This window comes from Serratia sp. NPDC078593, from assembly GCF_050268245.1.
Taxonomy (GTDB): Bacteria; Pseudomonadota; Gammaproteobacteria; order Enterobacterales; family Enterobacteriaceae; genus JBNNGK01.
Genome location: NZ_JBNNGK010000007.1, coordinates 134,449 through 157,437, shown reverse-complemented (window position 1 = coordinate 157,437; position 22,989 = coordinate 134,449). Strand labels below are relative to the sequence as shown.

Genomic DNA, 22,989 nt, shown 5'->3' with positions numbered 1-22,989 from the left:
TGAGTTAGGCTTTCAAGTGCCCGGTCGTCGTGATTTGCGTCCTTGAGATAAAATAGGTATCACGACAGGATCGGCGCTAATGTACTCCCATTCTTTATGTGAATACAATACTGTGTTTTTGATCACGTTTTTAGGCTGTTTTTTATACACCTATCATTGTTTTTTATGCGTTTTTATTGTTTCAGTGTTATCCAGTTCTACTTGCTGCTAGCGCTGAAGTGGTGACATCGTTCAACTGCGTTCGATTACATTCACTGTGGCGTGAATTTCATAACCAAGTAGAAATAAGGCTTGTTCTAACGCCTCGATTTTTGATGCATAAGCAATATCGAGTAGACGGTTCATTTGCCCGGCGTTAAAACCGAGTTTGCGTGCCAGTAGCGCTTTTGGCATCTGCTGGCTCAGCAAGTGATTGTGCAGTGCTATTTTGAGTTGCACTAATAAAGGGAGTGGTATGCTAATTTCTTCATCTATCGCGGATGAGGGCGGCGGCACCGCTTGCCCTTCATCGATCTCAATGGCGATGGCGGTCAACAGTGCGTCTTGCGCCTCGAGCTCTACATCGTCACGTTTATAACAGGCTGCCTGAAACTCCGGAAAGTCGCGAAAACCGATGTTCCAACAATCGTTCTCATTATCGAAGAGATAATGGGCAGGATAATGATTCTGCATGGTAAGTCCTGAGTGATGGCGTAATTTGTGTGGCGAACAGAGTAGCACGAGTTGTTCGCTATGGGTTCATTACGCTGTATTGTGATTGCGCTATTTATTTCGCTGTTGGCGTAGCTACCAGAGGAGTGCGTTAACCATCATCATACCCCTCTGGCACATAACCAAGGCAAAGAGAGTCTTGGCTAGTTTATGTGAAGATATGATTTTCACTGGATATATTATATTCGAGCTCGAATTCGTTTCATGCGTTCTGTTTTTCTTATCCTTTCCTACATGGCTGCTGTGGTTTCCGATAGATCTTCTTCTCTATATACGGAAAAATAAAACACTGACATTTTGCAAGCTTTATATAATTTAAACTGTCAGCTTTATAGCAAGTTATGTATTACGAATTTCATTACACTCCAAAACCTAGTTGAGATTTTTCTTGTTTTCGCGCGCTGCGATTTTGGTGTTAGATAAATAATTCAGAACAAACGCTCAGGCTATGCGGCAGTTCGCTATTTTAATGTGTTGAAATTTTTTATTAAACCCATGCATTAAGAGGTGTTTTACTCAGTTTAGATAAAAATGTGTTTTACCACTATTTCTGTGTTCTGTATGGGTGTCGATAAAAAATCCCTTTCAATTTAATTTTGGTTATTTATTTCTGTTTGGTGTTGTTTTTAATCTATTAGTTAGTATAAAAAACTGTTTATAGGCCAAATTAAGATACATTTTGCTAATTTATTGCGATGAAACTAATATTGTCGTCGTTGTCGTTGCAGGGATGTATGCCTGCCTTACGGGCAATGATGACCACATGCAGATATGCAAAATAGGCTAAGCGCGACGGACAAGACCTTAGGAGGATTTATATTATTTAGACAGCATATTCATGCTGATAATCCAAACTAAGGTGATTCACTGAAAACCATGTTGTGAACATAGATAAGACTCCCTATTTCCTCATTGCTAGGAGTATTCCTTTTTTAGGAATAAGGATGTTTCCGATAAAGTTTTTGAAATTGAGCGCTCACTTGTTACATAAATGCATGATTTTTTCTATGAAATTAAATAAGGAATTGCAATGAAACTGAATAAAATTATGACGGCTGCCGTATTGGTATTAGGTGCTTCTTCTATTGCGCACGCAGCAAACCAAGGTCAAGGTACGGTAAATTTCAAAGGTGCAATTATCGATGCGCCTTGCTCTATCAACCCTGAAAGTGTTGACCAGACTGTCGATTTGGGTCAGGTGTCTAAAGTTGCCCTGAAAGACGGTGGCCGTTCTACGCGGAAAGAATTCCAGATCCAATTGGAAAACTGTGAAATTGAAAAGGATAAAAGCAATGTTACCTTGACGTTCACCGGCGTAGAAAACAGTGAAGGTCTTCTAGCGATTAACGGTACCGCTAAAGGGGCAAGTATTGCGCTGACTGATACAAAAGGTACTCCAATTAAGTTAGGTACAGAAACCAAGCCTGAGAAAGTGCTCGAAGGTAAAACTATTTTACGTTTTGGTGCTTATCTGCAAGGTGACGGTGCTTCTGCTGCGATTACTCCAGGGGAGTTCACCAGCGTTGCCGACTTTACCATGTCTTATCAGTAATCGTCGTTACTGGATAGAGATACATGCGGGTAGTGATACCCGCATGCTCTCTCAAAAAAGATGAGCTTAAAAAGCGTGATGAATCAGTTGAAACTGTGGGTGGCGCCATTATTGCTATTAATAATGTCTTCTCTCAGTCCCTTTGCTACAGCCAGTATTGCTGGCTGGGGTGTGGTTCATATGGGAGGAGCCATTATTGATAGCGCCTGTGCGATTGATGCTGGAGATCGGGAGCAAGCTATAGATATGGGGAATGCATCAATCAATCAAGTGATCAACAAAGGTCAGGGAACAGTAATACCGTTTAGCGTAAAACTAATTAACTGTGTATTGGAGCGGCATAAGCCGAATCTTCCCGATTGGCGGTACTTTCGGGTTACTTTTGATGGGGATGCCGATCAACATGGATTTCGTATCCAAGGTCAAGCCAAAGGTTTTGCCATTAAGATTATGGATAATGTAGGAAATGTTGCTAGACCGGGTGTCGCAATGCCACAAAGTGAGGTTTCAACAAGGAGTATGTTGCTTAATTATTCAATAGAATTAATCGGGAATAATCAGCCTATACAGGCAGGGGATTTTTTTTCCACGGTTAAGTTCAAACTGGATTATTACTAATCGGCAATTTTAAAAAATCGATAACTCACATTGTAAAAGGTTTGCAGGTATGGCTCTTTCTTCTGCTGGAACCCTCTTTCGTTTGAATACGCTAGGGGTGCTTATTGCTTTTACGATAAGCAGTTTTCCTTATTACTCTGTAGCCAGGGAACGCATTGAATTTAACACTGACATGTTAGATTTGAGTGACAGGGAAAATATCGATCTTAGTCAGTTTTCTCGACGTGGATATATTATGCCGGGTGCATATAACATGATTATTCGTTTGAATAACTCTGAATTGCCTGAGCAGCAAGTTATGTTCTATGCGCCTGATGATAATGACAAAGAAAGTTTGGCTTGTCTGTCCCCCAGTATGGTGGAAAAACTGGGTTTAAAAGAGGAAATGGTAAAGAAGCTGAAGTGGTGGCATGAAGGGCATTGCCTGGACATGAAAAGCTTAGATGGGATGGAAGCCCGTGGCGATTTGTCTAGCGCTTCGCTTTATTTGAATATACCTCAAGCGTACTTGGAGTATACCTCTGATGACTGGGATCCTCCTTCACGTTGGGATAACGGTATTCCCGGGCTGTTGCTGGATTATAGCCTTAGCGCGCAAAGCTCGCGACAACAGAAAAGTGGTCAGCAAACCCAAGATGTGAGTGGAAACGGTACGGTTGGTGTAAACATGGGTGCTTGGCGCTTGCGTGCCGATTGGCAAGGGCGATTTACGCACCAGAGTGGAAATAATACCAATAGCTCAGATAAGAAATTGGAATGGAGCCGTTATTACGCCTATCGCGCTATACCTGCTTTACGTTCACGCTTAACCGTCGGGGAGAGTTATCTCGATTCAAACGTATTTGACAGTTTCCGTTTTACCGGTGCCAGCTTGCGTTCAGATGATGCAATGCTTCCGCCAAATTTACGTGGCTATGCCCCTGAAGTGGTGGGAATCGCCAAAACTAACGCGAAAGTGATTATTAGCCAGCAAGGGCGGGTGTTGTATGAAACTCAGGTCGCGGCAGGGCCTTTCCGTATTCAGGATATCAACGATTCAGTTTCTGGCCAGTTGGATGTCCGCGTAGAAGAGAAAGACGGTAGTGTGCAGGAGTTCCAGATGGATACCGCCAGCATTCCTTATCTGACCCGGCCGGGAAGCATGCGTTATAAACTGGCTGCCGGTAGGCCCTCTGACTGGCAGCATCGTTCACAAGGGCCGATATTTGGCACCGGCGAGTTTTCTTGGGGGGTAAGTAATGGTTGGTCTTTGTTTGGCGGCGGTATTTTCAGTGGCCAGTATAATGCGCTGTCGCTAGGGATTGGACGCGACCTGTTACAGTTTGGCGCGATCTCTTTCGATATGATTCAGGCGCGAGCGCAGCTACCGAATGAAGGGAAGTTGAGCGGTGGCTCATACCGTGTGAACTATTCGAAGAGTTTCGATGAATACGATAGTCATATTACCTTTGCGGGTTATCGTTTCTCAGAAAAAAACTTTATGAATATGAGTGAGTATCTCGATGCGCGTAATTATGGTCATCGCGTCGGTGGTAGCAAAGAAATGTATACCATCAGCTTTAATAAACAGTTTCGCGATCTGGGGTTAAGCAGCTATCTAAGTTATACCCACCAGACTTATTGGGATAAACCGACAAACGATCGTTATAACTTGACGATATCGCGCTATTTTGACTTGGCGTCGTTACGTAATTTAAGTTTGTCGCTGTCAGCGTATAGAAATAGTTATAACGGAGTGAAAGATGACGGTGGTTATTTATCACTATCAATTCCTTGGGGAAATAGTGGTAGCTTGAGTTATAACTCATCAGTGAACAAAAAGAGCAATAGCCATAATTTGAGTTATTACGATCGCATTGATGAGCATAATAACTACCAGCTTAGTGCAGGTATCGGGCGTAGCGGCTCTTCGGTCAGTGCTTATGTTAACCATCAGGCTGATATTGCGCAGTTGAGCGCCAATGCGAGTTATCAGCAAGGGCAGTATACGGCGGTAGGCATGACTGCTCAGGGTGGTGCGACGCTGACGGCTGAAGGCGGCGCATTACACCGAAGCGGTAGTATGGGGGGAACGCGTTTACTGTTGGATACCGGTGGTATCGCAGGCGTGCCGGTGCGCGGTTACGGTAGTACCAGTAGCAGTAACCGCTTCGGCAAAGTGATAGTCACGGACGTGAACAGCTACTACCGCAATACAGCTAGTATCGATCTGAATAACCTAGGGGATAACGCGGAAGCGCTAGGTTCCGTGGTACAGGCTACCTTAACCGAGGGGGCGATTGGTTTTCGCCGCTTTAATGTGATTGCCGGTGAAAAAGCGATGGCGGTGATCCGCTTAGCTGACGGCAGTACGCCACCCTTTGGTGCAACGGTGACTAATAGTCGCCAGCAGGAGACGGGCATTGTTAATGATGCCGGCAACGTTTATTTAAGTGGAATTAATCCGGGTGAAAGTATGCAAGTTCAATGGAATGGGGAGCAGCAGTGTGCTTTTACATTACCCGACCCACTGCCTGAAAATAGCTTTAACAATCTATTGTTACCTTGCTTGCTAGCAAATCAGCAGGGTAAAAAATAAAAAATTTGATGGCCTGACGATGGCCGATTTGATAATAATTTGACTGGAGTAAGATGTGATGAAACGAAATATTGGCCCGTTGGTTTGTACTGCACTATTAACCAGCATGGTATCAGTACCGCATGTTAATGCTGCAATCTCCTTGGATAGAACGCGTGTTGTTTTCGACGGTGGCCAAAATTCTGTGAGCTTGAATGTGAGCAACCAGAATAAGCAATTACCTTATTTGGCTCAGGGATGGGTGGAAGATGAGAGTGGTAAAAAAATCACGAGCCCATTGGTGGTATTGCCACCCGTTCAGCGTATTGAAGCCGGTCAACCGAGCCAGGTGAAAATTCAGGCGTTGCCGGAAGCTAAAAAGCTGCCACAAGATCGCGAAACACTGTTTTATTTCAACTTGCGTGAGATACCGCCTAAAAGCGATAAGCCAAATACATTACAACTCGCTTTACAAACACGGGTAAAGCTGTTTTATCGCCCGCAGGCACTCCAGCAGGAGGTTGGAGCGATCGCTCAACCTTGGCAGGAACAGCTCATCCTGATTAAACAGGGGGATAAGTATCAGGTCAATAACCCCACGCCTTATTATATTACGCTGGTTGACGCCAGTAATAAAAAAGACGGTAAAGGCGCTAGTGGTTTTGAGCCAGTAATGGTTGCACCCAAAAGTCAGGCGAATTTATCCGTCAGCGCGAGCGCATTGGGTAAAACACCGGTACTGACGTATATCAATGATTATGGTGGTCGTCCGCAATTGACCTTTAATTGTGCGGATAACCGCTGTCAGGTTGTGCCTGAGAAAAGCCATAGCTAATAGAAAAACGATGTGAGGAATGGCAATGGAATGCATGCAATATCGGGTACGGCTGCTGTGTCAGATCGCGGGTAGGGCTGGTCAGCGCAGGATTAAGGGAACCATAGCGGTAGCTATTTCTGTCAGCCTGTTAATGTTATCGCCATTATTAGCCAACGCGCATATGGCGGATAACGAGCATGTTGAGGGAGCTAATGGTGTATTGCATTTCCACGGTACTTTGTCGGAAGGTGCATGTCGCTTGGAAATGGCGTCTGCCTATCAGGCGATATCACTCGGTGATACCGGAACGGGTAGCCTGATGGCAATTGGCGATCGCGGTGTACCTACGGCTTTCCAACTGCGACTGCGAGATTGCGTACGATCGGCGGGCACACTGCGTGATGAACGTACTGGCGTACTCAATTGGGATGCAAGCCAGCCCTCAGTCAGCATCAATTTCATCGCGCCAGCGGATAATCACAATCCGCATTTGGTGAAAGTTCAGGGTATTTCTGGTTTGGGGTTACGTATTACCGATGATGAGGGGCGCGATATCCGCTTAGGTTTCCGTGGGCGACCGCAGTTCTTAAGCTTAGGGAGAGATACCCTAAACTATACAGTTACACCAGAACGTACAGCAGGGCCGCTACGCGCAGGGGCTTATTATAGTCAGGTTGGATTAAGTTATAATTAATAACGATACTGTCTCGGTATTATTTCATTGCTACTCTAGGAGAGGGGTTGTGTATTTATATAAAAAAAACAAGGCATTTTTTTGGTGTGCTATTTTACTCCCCCTCCTTATGGTTGAATCAAAACAGGCCATTTCAGCGGATGGTGCTGGTACTAATATGAACTTTCACGGCACGTTGGTTGAGCCGCCACCTTGCTCAGTTAATAACAATGAAACTATTCATGTTTCTTTTGGGGAGGTGGGCGTTAATAAAGTCAACGGTAAGAACTACCTGCAGCCAATTAATTACCAAATAAAGTGTGAGCAAAATGCGTTAAAGTGGGAGATGGTCATGATGATTAAAGGGCAGGTTACCGCTTTTGACTCATCTGCCATTCAAACCTCAGCAACAGACTTAGGTATTCGCTTACTTTTGGACGGAAAGAACGCTGAAATTAACAAAGAAATTCCGATTGACCCGAAAGTACCTCCATTGCTTCAAGCCGTGCCTGTGGCAAAGGGAGCCTTGATTGCGGGAGGGTTTGATGCTTTTGCTACGTTGTATGTTGCATATCAATAAATACTAATGGGGGAGCTATGTTAATTTTATTTTCAGTTCCTAGAATATTGATTGTTTTTAGCTTGATGATGCCATGCTTGGTACTGCAAGCTGAGGATAATTTGCATTTCAGCGGTACGCTGGTGGCGGAGCCATGCACCGTGCATCCCGATGATGAAACCATCGATCTGGACTTCGGTAATGTGGTGGATAAATATCTTTATATCAATCAGCGAACGATAGGAAAAGCCTTTGCGATTCGTTTACTGGAGTGTGACATATCATTGGGTGAGTTGGTTGAGATAACCTTGCAGGGTGTGGAAAGCAGTAAATTGCCTGGTTTGTTTGCGTTAAACGCCGGTAGTGAGGCCCAAGGCGTTGCCATTGGAATTGAGTCAGTGAGCGGTGAGAGCGTTGCTGTTAATCAAGCGTATCGGCGTAAGTTAATAAAAGGAGGTAATAGCTTCAATTTACAGGCCTATGTTCGTGCGGAACCTGATGCGATAAAAAATAGAATGATTAGATTGGGTTCTTTTAGTGCAGTATCCACCTTCTTAATTGATTATCCTTAAACTTAAGCTGTGGAAATTATATTAAATAAATATAAGTGTGAAGTGTAAAATATCAAAAAAAGCACACTTTCACTACTAATTGTTTATCGTTGTGTAGATGATTTATCTTTAGCATTGCTTGGGTTTTAATATTATGTTCAGGGAATGAAGATGTTAATAAAATTATTAGCCGTTATGCCTTTTATTGTCTTCTCATCAGCCGTATTTTCTGAGCCAGATAATACCTGCTGGGGGGATCCTGTTAATATTGCGGTTGTGGATATTGGATCTGCACCTTTCAGCAGTAATGAACAAGGGGCAACGGCGACGGTGAGCTATAACATGCTCAATAATGGTTTTTCAGGAGTATGTAATAATAAAGAAGGTTTAAATGGTTATATGACGTATTATGTGGATATGGGAGAGAGGCTGATACCTTCTGATTTAAAACGAAATTACTATAAACTAAGTGATGATGTGGATATAAGGATTTATACAGACACTGGTATTGGAAAGAAAGGTATTTTCTTTCCCGCCAAACCAGCAGATGGTCTGTTAGGTTCTAAATATCCTTCTAAGGGGGAGAATGTGTTGGAGAAAGGTGTATTCTCAGTTGCTGGAAAAGGACTTATCTATCTGACTCTACGGCGCGATATTATCGGTGGCGCCATAGTGATCCCTTCAGATACAGTATTGTTTTCAGCATACAGAGTTATGAATATAACCCCTTATCCACCTAGGCCAAGTCGTCCCTTGGTGCAGGCCAGAACTAAGCCGGGTGGCGCAGTTATACCGATTACACCTGTCTGTAAAATTAATAACGGAAAAACGATTGAGGTGGACTTCGGTACATTGCAAACCACACATGTAGCCACCTCCATTTCTGAGCGTGGTTATGGTAAAAATGTGGCTTTAAAATTTAGCTGTAATACCAATCTTAGCCAAGATATTCAAGTCAAGCTGGTTTCTGATACACCTTATTTCTCTTCAGATTATATTCGTTCTGATAATCCTGAATTGGGTATCGCGCTAAGCCACGGGAATAAACTGGTTAAACCACATCAATCACTCTTAGCTCGCCTCTATAATGGTTCCGGTGATGCGATGATTTCGGTTATGCCAGTAAAAAACACCAGAGGTATATTGAAAGGTGGGGAATTTAATGCGTCGGCAATTTTAGTTATTCTATCCATTTAAAATAGATGTGGGTTTTTTATAATTGATGCAGATAGTCATGCTGATAACACTATCTTTAATAGTGGTGGTTTAATGAATATAAACACCCATATTTTCAATGTCTTTAACTTAATAATGTGATTAAGTCAATTATGGCTGGAGTTATGATCGCTCTTATCGTTCGTTTACTGCCAACTGCAGTACTGTGCTTTTGGTTTGCTATTGCGATGCATATTTATGTGCCTAATATAGGCGGGGTTGGGCTTAACTTGCCGCAGAACATCCTCGCCTGGATGGCGATGGCAAGCTTGATAATCATCATCTGGCAGGTCATGCCAAAGAATAAACGGGTTACCGTGACGTTATTTGGCACATTATTATTCCTAGGCATAGTATTGCTACTGATCCCTCAACTTTATACGCGACCTGAATGGTCAACACATTCGCTTTGGCGTTTAGCGGGGCTGCTTGGCGGCGGCATATTTTATTTTACGCTGTCGCAGTATCGCATGCCGCCACGATTCCGCCGTGTAGTTTTCTATGCCCTGTTGTTGGCGGTAATGCTGCAAGCGTTATTGACATTATTGCAACTGTTTTTCCCCGAACTGGCTCACGCCTGGATGGCGTACCGAATGGGAGCCTCACGCCCCTACGGGATTTTTCAGCAGGCAAACGTATTGGGCAGTTTTCTTGCTGTCGGAGTGGCACTGGCGCTGATGCTGTTTTTATTCCCTGCCTACAAATTAACTATTCCAGGGTATGAATATTGGCGTACGCGCTTATTGGTGCTGTTGTTGCTGTTGTTGCCGGCTGTTTTAGTGTGGGTGCAATCACGCACCGGTTGGTTAGGTGGCGGATTGGCTGCCGTTTTGATGCTGTTGCTGGCTGGGCGTGGCTCTCCGCAACGCAGTGCTATTGCCGTACTACTGATGGTAATCGGTGCTGGAGGCGCTTCGCTGATGTTATGGCACGGGGGATTGGCGGAATACGGGATGCGTTACACCAGCCATACTTTTTCCAACCATGCACGTTACACCATGCTGCGTGACGCCATCGCCATGATTATGGAAAAACCGTTGGGCGGATGGGGATATGGCAGCTTTGAGTACAACTTCCAGCATTTTCGTATTCATCAAACGTTGCCCACGACAGTGACTGAAATTGCTCGGCATCCGCATAACGAGCTGTTGCTGTGGTGGATCGAAGGGGGCGTTATCGCGTTAGCCGGCCTGGCGGTGTTGATAGTTGGCGGTGCCATCTTGTTGATGCGTGCTATTCGCGCGTCTCGGGAAACCAATAATAAGGAAGGCCTCGCGTTGTGCCTGTTATTACTGCCGCTAGTGCTGCATACCCAGACGGAATATCCATTTTACCTTTCAACCCTGCATTGGCTGTTGTTTTTACTGCTGTTAGCGATGTTGGAACGGCGCGTAACGCCGGTTATGCAGCGCCGACGATTACCGCCGCTGTGCAAAGGTTTTCTCAGCCGGGGCATACGCTTTTCGGCGCTAGGGGGAGTGGTGTTGATGCTGGGGGCGTTGAAGGGCGGCTATACGCTAACGATGGCGGAAAAAAGTGGTTTCAGATTAATGGACGCTACGGTGGCGATGTCGTTTTTCAGCGGATGGGTACATCAGGAGCGGCGCGAGTTCGACTTGCACATGCGGTCTTTACAAGATTTTAACCGAAGCGGCGATGAGCGGCTGCTCGAGCACTATGCGCGGTGGGCAGATGATTATCTGACCAGACGCATCGACGCAAATGTTTACGCCACGCTACTGCAAATTTTGCAGTATCGGCAGCAAAAAGCGGCTGCTGATCGATTACGGCATGAGGCGGCCTTATTGTTCCCACAGGATATACGTTTTGCCATTAAGGAGGCGGTATGAAACGCATTATTTCGGTCGTGATTGATTCCCCCGATATCTTCTTTGCAGAGGGGATGAGGCAGGCGATTGCTGAGTATTTTAACGTGCGCGTGGTTCAGGTACATAGCCTTCATAGCGCCACCTCACCGGTTGATTTAGCCTTCATTAGCGCTGGGAAAGGGATGGTTAATCGGTTATGTCAGGTATCGACACCAGAGGATAGATTGTCCACGTTGTACTTTAGCGTTCGCAGTAAACCCGATGTTCGGTTGCGCACACTGCCGCGTTGCAAACATGAAGCAGGTTTGGTGTACCAACATGAACCGATAGACCTTGTTATGCAACGGATTGAAAAGGCAATGGCGCAACCTAAGACACGCCGCCATTTGCGTCAAAATTGCTACTGGTGCGACAAACAGGCGCTCACCGAGCGCGAAAACGAGGTGGTACGCCGTATTGGCAAAGGTCAATCCCAGGCCAGCATCGCGCGGCGATTAAACCTGAGTGTCAAAACCATCAGTACGCATAAGCGTTCTGTCATGCGCAAGATGCAACTGCGTGGTAATGCAGAACTGCTGCACTGGTTAAGTCGTGATCTGTAAACGCCGATAAGGATATTAAATGTTTTTTAAAAACAAATATTTAACTCTGTTTCTGCTCAGTTTGGCAGCGAGTGGATGTAGCATAAAAACTGATAAAACGCATCAAAGGGTAGTGGATAACAATACTGAGGCGGGACAAATTCAGTTATGCCAACGGGAGTTGGAAGCGATGCAGACGGTTGATACTGAACTGCATGCGGCCTATCAAAGGCGTTTCGAACATATGATCGCGCGTGCGGCTGAATATGCGGGAGTTCGTGCCCAAGTGAATAGAGGGACGCAAGACACCTTGGATGCACTCTACCGTTATCGGGTAAATCGGTTGTGTGCAGAAATTAATCAGGCACTGTTAGTTGCTTTGTCTGACCGCGTGGAAGCTCCACAATGATTCGCCCGCGTATTCTATCCTATGTCGTTTTGTTGCCATTGTTAGCGAGTGATTTAGCGATCGCACAAACACGGGATGACGGCATCCCGGCACTGTTGCAGTTTGCTGAGCAATACTCCAAACAGCGGCCTGCGGAGAAGCCTTCCGCCGCTAAATCGGCAGAGGAAGTGCGGCAATGCCCGCCGCCTAAGCGAGCCGTTGAGCGGCAATGCCCTCTACCAAAGACGGTGGAGAAAATCGTTGAAGACCGTAAAGCTCGCGAAGCATTGCGCAGTAAACAGTTAGAACTGCAAACGCAACGGCAGACGATAAAAAACTTGGAAAGCCAACTGACAGAGTTGAAAGAACAGTCGGCTAACCTCAGCCGAGCGCCTGAATTTGATACCGATGGCATCGGGCGTTTGTGGCAAGGCTTGCGGCAGGCGCTAGCCCTTACTCCGCACGAGCAGCAGGCGCTGCAACAGATCAAGCACGCGGGGGAGATAAAGCATCAGGCACAACAGAAGGTTGACGATCTGCTTAAAGAAGGTGAACGGCAACGGCATGCGTTGGCAGCGTTAGACGCACAACTGAAAGAAGCACATCGCCAATTGAACGCGTTAGAAAACCAGAAACTACAAAGGGAGGTTCAGCAGGAGGAACGGGTTGCCAAAGTACAGGCACTGGAGACTGAACTTGCCGACTTGCGCGCTCACCCTACATGGTCGGTGCCCGCAGAGTGGTTACATACACCGCCGGGCAGCCAGGCTTATGCTGCCGGTGTTGCTTTGGGTAAAGATATTCTGCGGATGCAGGCGGAACGGAAAAGCTGGGGCATCGAGACTGACCGACAAACCATGCTGGCTGGCATCATGGATGCCTTTAGCGGTCAATATCAATTGGGCGCGGAGGTGATGGATAAGGCGCTGGCAGAGTCAGAAAAGGCGGTTGCTGATGCCAGAAAAAATGCGTTGCAACAGCGGCAGCAAAACGATGAAACCTATCTTCGTGACTTCAAGCAGCAAAAAAGTGTGAAGCTATCGCCGTCTGGCTTTTGGTATCGCATTGATTATGCAGGTGATGAACCGTTAGCGGAGGGGGCGACCGTCGATATTGTGGTGAAAGAAAGCCTGACGAATGGCACGGTGATTCAAGATATGGATCAACACGGTAAAGTGATGTCTCAACCCTTGGAGGCGTATCCGCCATTATTCCAAGAGGCATTACGGCAACTGAAAAACCACGGTTCACTGACGATGGTGGTGCCGCCAGCGTTGGCTTACGGGGAAAAGGGCTATCCGCCGAACATTCCGCCTAACGCAACAATGATTTACCAATTGCGTATCGCTGACAGCACAGCGCAGCACAACTGATCGTATCAACACGAGTATGACGCTTGTCCAACGCAATACGGGGAAAGTGTTTCTGTTGCCACGCAAAGCCAGAGCCTATCAGAGATTCTGGCCTTGCGTGGTTTATTACCCTGTAGAGGTTTCGGCGCTCACTCTCGAATTCACGGGCAGACATAGCGCCAACCTTGCCAGATAACGGCGTGTTTTCGCGCGTGCTACATCATAGGGGCGAACTTGTTCGCTCCGTATCAGGCACGGCACAATGTTATCGGGCATGCCACGCACCTAGGTGATGAGCGCAGGTGCTTTGGGGTCATTACCCGTTATTCTGTGCTGGCGAGTACTTCAAACAGCATATCGATTTCTTGATGTGTGTTGTAATGCATCATCCCAACGCGCACCACGCCGCCGCTATCGTGAAGTTTCAACCGTTGCATTAACCCCTGAGCATAGAAATGTCCGTTGCCGACGCAGATATTGTGTTGGCCTAACAGACGGGCAATTTGCTCCGGGCTGTGCCGCTTAAAGTTCAAGGCAAACGTGGGGGTGCGGCGTTGGGGATCGGCCTGCGGGATGCCGTAAAGTTGGATATCATCGCGCTGTTGTAAGCGTTGCAAAAAATAGCGGCATAAACTCTCTTCATGCCGGTGGTAGTCAACAAAGCTTTGCTGTAATCGCTGGCGCAAGGGCGCGTCGGGTGAACCCCATTGCGCCAAGTAGTCAATGGCTGCGCTGACGCCAGCCAGCCCTTCAAAACTCTGCGTTCCCGTCTCAAAACGGCCCGGCCCGACATCGGTGGCGGGCTCGACCTTATAAGGTTGGAGTCGTTGCAGCCATTGCGGCGCGATATAGGCCATACCGATATGTGGGCCAAATAACTTATAGGCGGAGCACACCAAAAAATCACAGCCTAGCGCCTGTACATCGATCAGGTTGTGCGGAGCGTAGTGCACCGCATCGACATAAACCAGCGCGCCAACCCGGTGGGCGGCTTCGGTAATGGCTTTAATATCGACGAGACTGCCGGTGACATTCGATGCGTAGGTGACGGCAATCAGGCGGGTTTTGGCGTTGATCTGCGCGCACAGCTGGTTAACATCCAAGGTGCAATCCGCCCCCAGCACGGGGATGTGCCGCACGCTGACCCGTTTGTCGTCTGCCGCTTGTTGCCAACTGGACACATTGGCGTAGTGATCCAATTCGGTAACGATGATTTCATCACCGGCTTGCCAGTGGCGGCTAATGATACGGCTAAGATGGAAAGTCAGTGAGGTCATGTTCATGCCGAACACGATATTATCCGGCGATGGCGCATTGAATAGAGCGCACACCGATTCTCGTACGTGATTCATCACTTCGCCGGCTACCTGACTGGAAAAATAGTGCCCGCCCAGGTTGGCGTTAGCGTAGCCCAGATAGTCTGTCATTTTCCCTAACACCGTGCGTGAAACCTGAGAACCGCCGGGCCCATCAAAAAAGATAACCGGTTTATCGTTAACATACTGAGAAAGCGCACTAAATTGGGCTCGGGCGCGTTCGGGCGTAAAGGTCATGCTTTGTCTCCCCGCGCAGTCAGCACAAAAATATCAAGATGTCCTTCTTCTTTCGGCTCAACGGTGCTGATCGGCGTCGCGTTATGCCAAAGTTTATTGTCTGCCAACAGTACGGCTTCGCCGTCCGCCAATGCCTTTTTAAAGAAAGGCGGTTGGTGATTATCGGTGTACAACATGATTTCACCGCCGACAATGTTCTGCCGGTGGATAGCAATCATCGCGATATGATCAAAACCATCTTGATGGATCCCTTCCGGCGCGACTTGCGTTTCTTGGTCGATGGCGACGACGCGCATTTGGTGAATTTCTATCTCCGCATCTTCCGGCAGCGCGTTAGTTTCTGCGAACAGCTTGCACATTTCTGCCATACCGGCGCTTTGCAACACATCATGATCGATGGGTTCGAAATGGCGCACCACGTTACCTTGAAAGTGGTTTATCTCATCAGACTGCACGAAATCGCGTGGGCCAACTTCTTTCACATGGTCATCAAGTAGCGTGATGACCGAATAGCGTCGTAATCGGTATTTACCGTCAGCATGTTGTGTCTGAGGTAAGGCAGCAAACGACGGCATTAGTTGATGGGTGGCTTGCGGGCTCAGTGCAGTCATACTTATTACATTTTCGTGCTTCTGTAACATAATCACCTCAGATATGCGTTAATGCTGGATTAGTCGGGAAGTACTCACTCTAAATTGTAGTGGGTGGTTTTGTTAAAGCAATTTTCAGCTGAATTTGCTTATTGGCACGACGTATGTTGCTGTAAAAAATGGTGAATGTAGGGGGGCAGATGTCGGTAGTTTGGTATCGGCTATTGTGATCGAGACGATACAGCATTGATATGAATTGGCAGCAGAGGTTCAGGTAAAGCCAATAGCGACTAACCTTTATTGTCTTAATGTTTACTTAATCTAATCGATTTAAAATAAATCAACATTATGAGGAGGTAGCATGAACACAAAATTCTCTCGCGTTCAAATTTTATTACACTGGGCGATTTTTATTTTAATTGTATTCACCTATGCTGCAATGGAGTTAAAAGGGCTTACCCAGAAGGGAAGCAATGGCCGTGAGTGGATGAATACCACCCATTATACGCTTGGATTTACCGTTTTTGTTTTGATGATTTTTCGTGTCTATCTAAAAATTAAAAATAAATACCCACCTATTCACCCGCAACCACCCCGCTGGCAAATTATACTTGCAAAAACAATGCACGGAGTTCTCTATCTGATATTTATTAGCCTTCCCATTTTTGGTGTTCTTTCACTCTATTATGGGAGTGTTGAATGGTCATTTTTCTCTTACGTAATGCCTATTGCAGATGTTAAAAATAGTAATATGCAGCACAACTTGAAGGAGATACATGAGCTAGTTGCCAATGCTGGCTATTTCATTATTGGTTTACATGCCGCAGCTGCATTGTTCCATCACTACATTATTCGAGATAATACGCTTATAAGGATGTCTCCGGGGAAGTGATTATACTGAGGCCGATTATTATTGATGTTGCGTGATACTATTGCCACGGATGGACGATTATAAGTAGGCACGTTTTAGTTTACGAATGTCTTCAGGTCGGGAGCGCCTCGCCCTTTGCGGTCATTTACCTAATATCTTCCAATGTTAGTTTATCCAAGAACTCAATAGACATATAGACTCACATCGAACAAGCATTTATATGCAACGCATCACGAATTCAAGCGCGTTCTTCATTAAATGATATGAGATGATTTAGTCGGTAAATTAATTTTTCTAGAGGATTTTATGGGTTTCGTTGGACGTTATGAGATGCAGTAATGGTGTCCCCGACTGGAATCGAACCAGTAACTAGCCCTTAGGAGGGGCTTGTTATATCCGTTTAACTACGGAGACGTTGCGAGCGCGAGCATTATACCTTTTTTTTGGCGCAGAATAAGCACTTAGCGGTTTGATTGGTCAATCCCTCACCACTTGGGGTGTTTTCGTGATGGGTGAGGGAGCGCGGTTGTACTTTTTATCGGCTATTCCGGTCTCTTCCGCGCTCGCTCGGGGCGGTTTTATCCTTTGCTTTTCGTATTCATATCGTTACGGATTTGCGCGTGGCTGATCAGGGCGAAGATAAAGGTGCCACCGATGATATTGCCCGCCAGCGTCGGTAGGGCAAACGGGTATAAAAATTCATGCCATGCGATGACGCCGCTAAAGACCAGATACAGGATCTCGACGGAACCCACCACGATATGCGTCAGATCGGCGATGGCCACCAGGTAGGTCATCAGCACGATCGTCCAAATCTTGGCGGCGCCTGCGGATGGCAGCATCCACACCATCGTGGCGATGATCCAGCCCGCCAAAATTCCTTTGGTGAACATCTCCCCTGGCGTGTTTTGCATCACCTCCTCAGCTAAACTGACAAACGCCTGACGGGTGGCGGCGTCAAACACGGGTAAATGGATAAATGCCGTGGCCGCCAAGCCAGTACCCACCAAGTTACCCAATAACACCACGCTCCACAGGCGCAATAAGATCAGACCGTTTTTCGGCGTCGGTTTATGCATGATCGGCAGCACCGCTGTAACGGTATTTTCGGTGAACAGTTGTTGGCGTGCCATGATGACGATAATAAAGCCGACGGTGTAGCCGATATTTTCAATAAAGAAACGGCTTGGGTCGTCCGGCAAACGGGTATGTAGGATCCCTTTAGCCATCAATGACGCACCCATCGACAGCCCGGCGGCGATGGCGGACCATAATAATGCCAGCCCGTCACGCTCTAATTCTTTTTCCCCCTCCATGCGGATTTGCTCATGCACCGCAGCGGCATGGGAAGGCAGTTTCTCCGCATTGGTTTCTATTTTGGCCTTGCCTTGTTCTTGCTCTTTACTCTCTACGTTGACGTCATCGTCAGCGTGATTTTTCTCATTATCCAATGCGATTTTTTGTTCATCTTTCATCTGCCGTTTTCCCTACCAATAAAATAAAAAACACCGTTTGTTAAGCGTAGCCGTCGAACAGGGAAGGGAAAACCCCTGTAAAAAAGTAACAAAACTTTAACTGAGCAGGGATTTTCAGCCCATTATTGATCTTGTGCGCAATATTACCCCTATTGGAGTAGTTTTCATGGCTGGGGTAGGCTACGTGGCGTATGCCGCTTATGCTATGATTCGCTATCCCAAAGAAAAACAGTTGAGTTCCCCCCTGATGCTGGAAGCCAAAAACCTGAGTTGTGTTCGCGATGAGCGTACCCTGTTTAGCGCGTTAAGCTTTTCAGTCGAGCCGGGCGAAATAGTTCAGGTGGAAGGGCCAAATGGCGCCGGTAAAACCAGCTTGTTGCGTATTGTTACCGGGCTGGCGCGGCCAGCTTGCGGTGAGGTGCTCTGGCGTGGGCAGAATACCTTGCGTTGCCGTGAGCAATATCATGGGGATCTGCTGTATTTAGGCCATCAACCCGGCATCAATGCGTTGCTAACGCCGTTTGAAAATCTACAATTTTACCAGGCGACGCGCGGGGCTACCGGGCGTCAGTCTATTTGGCAGGCCTTGGAAAAGGTCGATCTTGTCGGATATGAAGAGATACCAGTGGCGCAACTTTCCGCCGGGCAGCAACGTCGGGTGGCGCTGGCGCGCCTGTGGCTGAGCCAAAGCCCGCTGTGGATCCTCGATGAGCCGCTCACCGCCATTGATAAACAAGGGGTGGGCGAATTGATAAGCCTTTTTGAGCAACATGCGCAGCAGGGCGGCATGATAGTGTTGACCACCCATCAGGATTTGGCCGGCGTCAACCAAACGGTGGGTAAGGTTCGGTTGCTGGATGCAAGTAGGGAGAGCGACTGATGTTTTTTATTCTGTTGCGCCGGGAACTTAAGATCGCTTTTCGCAAAAGTGCGGAGATTGTTAACCCGCTGTGGTTCTTCCTGATTGTGATCACCTTGTTCCCGTTAGGTGTTGGCCCTGAGCCACAATTACTGGCGCGGATAGCGCCGGGGATTATTTGGGTTGCGGCGTTGTTGGCTTCGCTGTTATCGCTGGAAAGATTGTTCCGTGATGACTTTATTGATGGTTCGTTGGAGCAGATGTTGCTGCTACCGACCCCGCTGCCGATAACGGTGTTAGGCAAAGTATGTGCTCACTGGGTGGTGACCGGCTTGCCATTATTAATTTTGTCGCCGCTGGCCGCGCTATTGCTGTCATTAGACTTCAATACCTGGCTTGCGGTGGCGTTAACCTTGTTGCTGGGCACACCGACGCTAAGCTTTATCGGTGCGATAGGTGTGGGATTAACCGTTGGCCTACGTAAAGGCGGCGTATTACTTAGCCTGCTAGTGCTGCCGCTGTACGTTCCCGTACTGATTTTCGCCACCGGCACGATTGATGCGGCATCGATGAATATGCCGATTGACGGCTATCTGGCGATCCTTGGCGCGATGCTTGCGGGCAGCGCGACGCTGGCACCGTTTGCGACCGCGGCTGCGCTGCGGGTAAGCGTGCACTAGCTAACTGTGTGACATGCGGAGTAACGCCATCAAGAGCGGCACCTGCAAAATGCGTTTTTACCGCTTTGCCATCGCAAGGCGAGTTACGACTTCATTTACCGTGAGCAATGACAACAATGTGGAAATGGTTACATCAATTTGCCCGGCCTGAACGGTTGTATCACCTATGTGGCCGTTTTGTTCCTTGGCTGGGCGTGGCAGGCGTAGCCTGCTTGCTGATTGGCTGGGTTTGGGGCTTTGGTTTCGCGCCGAAGGATTATCAGCAGGGCGACAGCTTTCGCATTATGTACATTCATGTGCCTGCGGCAATGTGGTCGATGGGGATTTATGCCTCAATGGCGGTAGCGGCATTTATTGGCCTGGTGTGGCAGATGAAAATGTCCGATACCGTGGTGGCGGCGATGGCACCAGTCGGAGCGGTATTCACCTTCATTGCGTTGGTCACCGGTTCCGCTTGGGGAAAACCCATGTGGGGCACCTGGTGGGTGTGGGATGCGCGCTTAACCTCTGAATTGGTATTGTTGTTTCTGTATTTGGGCATCATCGCGCTGTATAACGCCTTTGACGATCGTCGCTTGGCCGGGCGTGCCGCCGGTATCTTAGTGTTGGTGGGCGTGGTCAATATTCCGATAATTCATTTCTCAGTTGAATGGTGGAACACCCTCCATCAGGGCTCAACCAATATGCAGCAAAGCATCGCGCCAAGCATGCGAACGCCGTTACGCTGGGCGATTCTCGGCTATCTGCTGTTCTTCATTACGCTAACGTTGATGCGCCTGCGTAATCTGATCTTGGTGCAAGAGCGCCATCGCCCTTGGGTCGCCGAACTCGTGAATAAGGAGCGCCAACCATGAATGTTGCATTCGGTTCCTGGCAGGCATTTTTCGCCATGGGGGGCTATGCCTTTTACGTGTGGCTGGCGGTTGCCGCGACGGTGATCCCGTTGTTGGCGCTGGTGTTTCATACCCTTTGGCAGCGGCGGCAACTGTTGGCTGATGTTCGTCGTCGTCAGGCGCGTGAACGCCGCATTCGCCAATCACAGCAAAGCAAAAATAACGCGATACCGCCGTGTGCAGCAACGCGGGAGAAATCATTGTGAATCCACGTCGTAAAAGCCGCCTGTATTTGGCGATTGTCGTTCTGATTGGCGTCGCGCTCACCGTCACTTTGGCGCTGTACGCGCTGCGTTCGAATATTGATCTGTTTTATACCCCGAGTGAAATCTTGCAGGGCAAGGGGGAGGCGCATGAAAAACCGCAGGTGGGTCAGCGGCTGCGTATTGGCGGTATGGTGATGCCAGGCTCGGTCAAGCGCGATCAAAACACCCTGCAGGTCAGTTTCAAGGTGTATGACGCGCGCGGCGCGATCGATGTCACCTATGAAGGTATTCTGCCGGATTTGTTCCGAGAGGGGCAGGGCGTGGTGGCGCAAGGGGTATTGGAGACGGGCAACGTGGTTAAGGCCAAAGAAGTGTTAGCAAAACACGATGAGAAATACACGCCGCCGGAAGTGGCTGATGCCATGAAAGAAAACCATCAAGGCCCGGCTTCTGCCTACGGCAGCCCGCAGGAGGGGAACAAGTCATGATGCCAGAAATAGGAAGTTTTCTGCTGTGCCTGGCGCTGGCGATTTCGCTGCTATTGAGCATTTATCCGCAGTGGGGGGCGGCGCGGCAAGATTTACGCATGATGTCAGTGGCCCGCCCGCTGACTTATGGCATGTTTGCGGCGATTAGCCTGGCGTTTTTCTGTTTGGTTTATGCCTTTGTGGCGAATGATTTTACCGTGGCGTATGTGGCCGCCAACTCTAACAGCCAATTACCGGTCTATTATCGGGTGGCTGCGACCTGGGGTGCGCACGAAGGTTCGTTGCTGCTGTGGGTGCTGTTGTTAAGCTGTTGGTCGCTGGCGGTGGCGCTGTGCAGCCGCGCGATGCCGCAGGACGCCGTCGCGCGAGTCTTGTCGGTGATGGGTATGATTACCGCCGGTTTCCTGCTGTTTATTATCATGACCTCTAATCCGTTTACCCGCACCTTACCCGACTTCCCGATCGATGGGCGCGATCTCAACCCGCTGTTGCAGGATATTGGGCTTATCTTCCACCCGCCGCTGCTGTATATGGGCTATGTGGGGTTCTCAGTCGCGTTTGCCTTTGCCATTGCCTCATTAATGGCCGGGCGTCTCGATACTGCTTGGGCACGCTGGTCACGGCCGTGGACCACCGCTGCGTGGGTATTCTTGACATTGGGCATCGTACTGGGGTCGGCATGGGCGTATTACGAATTGGGCTGGGGCGGCTGGTGGTTCTGGGATCCGGTCGAAAATGCCTCGTTTATGCCTTGGCTGGCGGGCACCGCGTTAATTCACTCGCTGGCGGTCACTGAAAAGCGGGGTACCTTCAAAGCTTGGACGGTGTTATTGGCCATCACGGCATTTTCACTGTGTTTGCTCGGTACTTTCTTGGTGCGTTCGGGCGTTTTGGTGTCTGTGCACTCCTTCGCATCCGATCCGGCGCGGGGCATGTTTATTCTGGCCTATCTGGTGATCGTGATCGGCGGATCGCTGTTGCTGTATGCCGTCAAAGGCGGGCAGGTTCGCAGCCGGGTGCAGCACGAAACCTTCTCGCGTGAAACCTTCCTGCTGGGCAATAACGTGCTGTTGATTGCTGCCGTGCTGGTGGTCTTGCTGGGCACCTTGCTGCCGTTAGTGCACAAACAGTTAGGGCTTGGCAGTATTTCGATTGGTGAGCCGTTCTTTAATACCATGTTCACCTGGTTGATGGCACCGCTAGCACTGTTGCTGGGGATTGGCCCGTTGGTGCGCTGGCGGCGTGATGAACCGAGCAAATTGTGGCGTCGCTTGGGTGTGGCGCTGGTGGTAACGTTGGCGCTTTCCATTGCGTTGCCGTGGTTGCTGCATGATCACATTGCCGGGATGACGGTCGTGGGATTGATCATGGCAATTTGGGTTATCGTGCTGACGCTGATGGAGTTACATGAGCGCGCGACGCATCGGCACGGCTTTTGGCGCGGTTTGACGCATCTTTCCCGCAGCCATTGGGGGATGGTGCTTGGCCACCTCGGTGTGGCGGTGACGGTGATTGGTATCGCCTTCAGCCAAAACTACAGCGTTGAGCGCGACGTGCGGATGAAAGCGGGCGATAGCGTCGATATTCACAGTTATCACTTTGTGTTCCGCGATGTGTACGACATTCGTGGTCCGAACTATACCGGTGGCGTGGGCGTCATTGACGTATCGCGCAACGGTAAGCCGGAAGCCACGCTGCACGCCGAAAAACGCTATTACAGCGTAGCACGCAGCATGATGACTGAAGCGGCGATTGATGGTGGTTTTAGCCGTGATTTGTACGCGGCGCTTGGCGAAGAGCTGGACGATGGATCATGGGCGGTGCGCTTGTATTACAAACCTTTCGTGCGTTGGATCTGGTTCGGCGGGATATTTATGGCGGTTGGCGGTTTGCTTTGCATTCTTGACCCGCGTTATCGCATGAAGAAGAAGTTAGCGCGTGAAGGCAAGCAGGGGGCGCAGGCGTGAACCG

The 22,989-nt window shown here is 48.4% G+C and carries 23 protein-coding genes and 1 tRNA gene; 19 read left to right on the top strand and 5 right to left on the bottom strand.

Annotation, left to right across the window (positions count from 1 at the left end; genetic code table 11):
• Positions 1-231: 231 nt before the first annotated feature.
• Positions 232-672 (bottom strand): hypothetical protein, encoded by a 441-nt coding sequence (locus ACQKDS_RS10345; RefSeq protein ID WP_399669401.1) that lies wholly within the window; start codon positions 670-672, stop codon positions 232-234.
• Positions 673-1,741: 1,069 nt separating this feature from the next.
• On the opposite strand from ACQKDS_RS10345, the gene ACQKDS_RS10340 reads away from it, so the two are divergent.
• From ACQKDS_RS10340 to ACQKDS_RS10285, 12 genes are all read left to right on the top strand, one after another.
• Complete coding sequence (locus tag ACQKDS_RS10340) at positions 1,742-2,263, top strand: fimbrial protein (protein ID WP_399669404.1); 522 nt, start codon at positions 1,742-1,744, stop codon at positions 2,261-2,263.
• 78 nt (positions 2,264-2,341) lie between these two features.
• Positions 2,342-2,881 (top strand): fimbrial protein, encoded by a 540-nt coding sequence (locus ACQKDS_RS10335; protein WP_399669406.1) that lies wholly within the window; start codon positions 2,342-2,344, stop codon positions 2,879-2,881.
• Between the two features lie 49 nt (positions 2,882-2,930).
• Positions 2,931-5,459 carry an outer membrane usher protein gene (locus ACQKDS_RS10330; protein ID WP_399669408.1) on the top strand — a complete coding sequence of 843 codons (2,529 nt, stop codon included), beginning with the start codon at positions 2,931-2,933 and terminating at the stop codon, positions 5,457-5,459.
• Positions 5,460-5,517: 58 nt separating this feature from the next.
• Positions 5,518-6,273, top strand: a complete 756-nt coding sequence (locus ACQKDS_RS10325) for a fimbria/pilus periplasmic chaperone (RefSeq protein WP_399669759.1) — start codon at positions 5,518-5,520, stop codon at positions 6,271-6,273.
• A gap of 25 nt (positions 6,274-6,298) precedes the next feature.
• Entirely contained in the window at positions 6,299-6,949 is a 651-nt protein-coding gene (locus ACQKDS_RS10320) for a fimbrial protein (RefSeq protein ID WP_399669411.1), read from the top strand.
• Positions 6,950-6,998: 49 nt separating this feature from the next.
• Positions 6,999-7,508 carry a fimbrial protein gene (locus ACQKDS_RS10315; protein ID WP_399669413.1) on the top strand — a complete coding sequence of 170 codons (510 nt, stop codon included), beginning with the start codon at positions 6,999-7,001 and terminating at the stop codon, positions 7,506-7,508.
• A gap of 17 nt (positions 7,509-7,525) precedes the next feature.
• Positions 7,526-8,059, top strand: coding sequence for a fimbrial protein (locus tag ACQKDS_RS10310; RefSeq protein ID WP_399669416.1), 534 nt, complete (start codon positions 7,526-7,528; stop codon positions 8,057-8,059).
• A 150-nt stretch (positions 8,060-8,209) separates the two neighbouring features.
• Positions 8,210-9,235 (top strand): fimbrial protein, encoded by a 1,026-nt coding sequence (locus ACQKDS_RS10305; protein ID WP_399669419.1) that lies wholly within the window; start codon positions 8,210-8,212, stop codon positions 9,233-9,235.
• A 143-nt stretch (positions 9,236-9,378) separates the two neighbouring features.
• Positions 9,379-11,103, top strand: a complete 1,725-nt coding sequence (locus ACQKDS_RS10300) for an O-antigen ligase family protein (RefSeq protein WP_399669422.1) — start codon at positions 9,379-9,381, stop codon at positions 11,101-11,103.
• Positions 11,100-11,684, top strand: coding sequence for a response regulator transcription factor (locus tag ACQKDS_RS10295; protein WP_399669425.1), 585 nt, complete (start codon positions 11,100-11,102; stop codon positions 11,682-11,684). The genes ACQKDS_RS10300 and ACQKDS_RS10295 overlap by 4 nt, the downstream gene beginning before the upstream one ends.
• A gap of 19 nt (positions 11,685-11,703) precedes the next feature.
• On the top strand, positions 11,704-12,072 hold the full coding sequence (locus ACQKDS_RS10290) for a hypothetical protein (RefSeq protein ID WP_399669427.1): 369 nt from the start codon (positions 11,704-11,706) through the stop codon (positions 12,070-12,072).
• Positions 12,069-13,424, top strand: a complete 1,356-nt coding sequence (locus ACQKDS_RS10285) for an FKBP-type peptidyl-prolyl cis-trans isomerase N-terminal domain-containing protein (RefSeq protein WP_399669430.1) — start codon at positions 12,069-12,071, stop codon at positions 13,422-13,424. Before ACQKDS_RS10290 ends, ACQKDS_RS10285 begins: the two co-directional genes overlap by 4 nt.
• A gap of 302 nt (positions 13,425-13,726) precedes the next feature.
• Here the strand turns inward: ACQKDS_RS10285 and ACQKDS_RS10280 are convergent, their stop codons facing one another.
• Complete coding sequence (locus ACQKDS_RS10280) at positions 13,727-14,956, bottom strand: cysteine desulfurase-like protein (protein ID WP_399669433.1); 1,230 nt, start codon at positions 14,954-14,956, stop codon at positions 13,727-13,729.
• Positions 14,953-15,567, bottom strand: coding sequence for a 2OG-Fe dioxygenase family protein (locus ACQKDS_RS10275; RefSeq protein WP_399669436.1), 615 nt, complete (start codon positions 15,565-15,567; stop codon positions 14,953-14,955). The genes ACQKDS_RS10280 and ACQKDS_RS10275 overlap by 4 nt, the downstream gene beginning before the upstream one ends.
• A 340-nt stretch (positions 15,568-15,907) precedes the next feature.
• Here ACQKDS_RS10275 and cybB point away from each other — a divergent pair, with 340 nt between their 5' ends.
• On the top strand, positions 15,908-16,438 hold the full coding sequence (gene cybB, locus ACQKDS_RS10270) for a cytochrome b561 (protein ID WP_399669439.1): 531 nt from the start codon (positions 15,908-15,910) through the stop codon (positions 16,436-16,438).
• A 318-nt stretch (positions 16,439-16,756) separates the two neighbouring features.
• Here the strand turns inward: cybB and ACQKDS_RS10265 are convergent.
• Positions 16,757-16,831, bottom strand: a tRNA-Arg gene (locus tag ACQKDS_RS10265).
• 164 nt (positions 16,832-16,995) lie between these two features.
• The gene (locus ACQKDS_RS10260) at positions 16,996-17,892 is read right to left on the bottom strand and encodes a formate/nitrite transporter family protein (protein WP_399669442.1); all 897 of its coding nucleotides are present in this window, start codon (positions 17,890-17,892) and stop codon (positions 16,996-16,998) included.
• Between the two features lie 247 nt (positions 17,893-18,139).
• On the opposite strand from ACQKDS_RS10260, the gene ccmA reads away from it, so the two are divergent.
• From ccmA to ACQKDS_RS10230, 6 genes are all read left to right on the top strand, one after another.
• Positions 18,140-18,772, top strand: coding sequence for a cytochrome c biogenesis heme-transporting ATPase CcmA (gene ccmA / locus ACQKDS_RS10255; protein WP_399669762.1), 633 nt, complete (start codon positions 18,140-18,142; stop codon positions 18,770-18,772).
• On the top strand, positions 18,772-19,431 hold the full coding sequence (gene ccmB, locus ACQKDS_RS10250; protein WP_399669445.1) for a heme exporter protein CcmB: 660 nt from the start codon (positions 18,772-18,774) through the stop codon (positions 19,429-19,431). The genes ccmA and ccmB overlap by 1 nt, the downstream gene beginning before the upstream one ends.
• Before the next feature lie 116 nt (positions 19,432-19,547).
• Entirely contained in the window at positions 19,548-20,285 is a 738-nt protein-coding gene (locus tag ACQKDS_RS10245; RefSeq protein WP_399669448.1) for a heme ABC transporter permease, read from the top strand.
• A complete protein-coding gene (ccmD, locus tag ACQKDS_RS10240) occupies positions 20,282-20,530 on the top strand; it encodes a heme exporter protein CcmD (protein WP_399669451.1) in 249 nt (82 codons plus the stop codon). Before ACQKDS_RS10245 ends, ccmD begins: the two co-directional genes overlap by 4 nt.
• The gene (ccmE, locus tag ACQKDS_RS10235; RefSeq protein WP_399669454.1) at positions 20,527-21,018 is read left to right on the top strand and encodes a cytochrome c maturation protein CcmE; all 492 of its coding nucleotides are present in this window, start codon (positions 20,527-20,529) and stop codon (positions 21,016-21,018) included. The genes ccmD and ccmE overlap by 4 nt, the downstream gene beginning before the upstream one ends.
• Positions 21,015-22,985 carry a heme lyase CcmF/NrfE family subunit gene (locus tag ACQKDS_RS10230; RefSeq protein ID WP_399669456.1) on the top strand — a complete coding sequence of 657 codons (1,971 nt, stop codon included), beginning with the start codon at positions 21,015-21,017 and terminating at the stop codon, positions 22,983-22,985. The genes ccmE and ACQKDS_RS10230 overlap by 4 nt, the downstream gene beginning before the upstream one ends.
• The last annotated feature ends 4 nt before the right edge of the window (positions 22,986-22,989 follow it).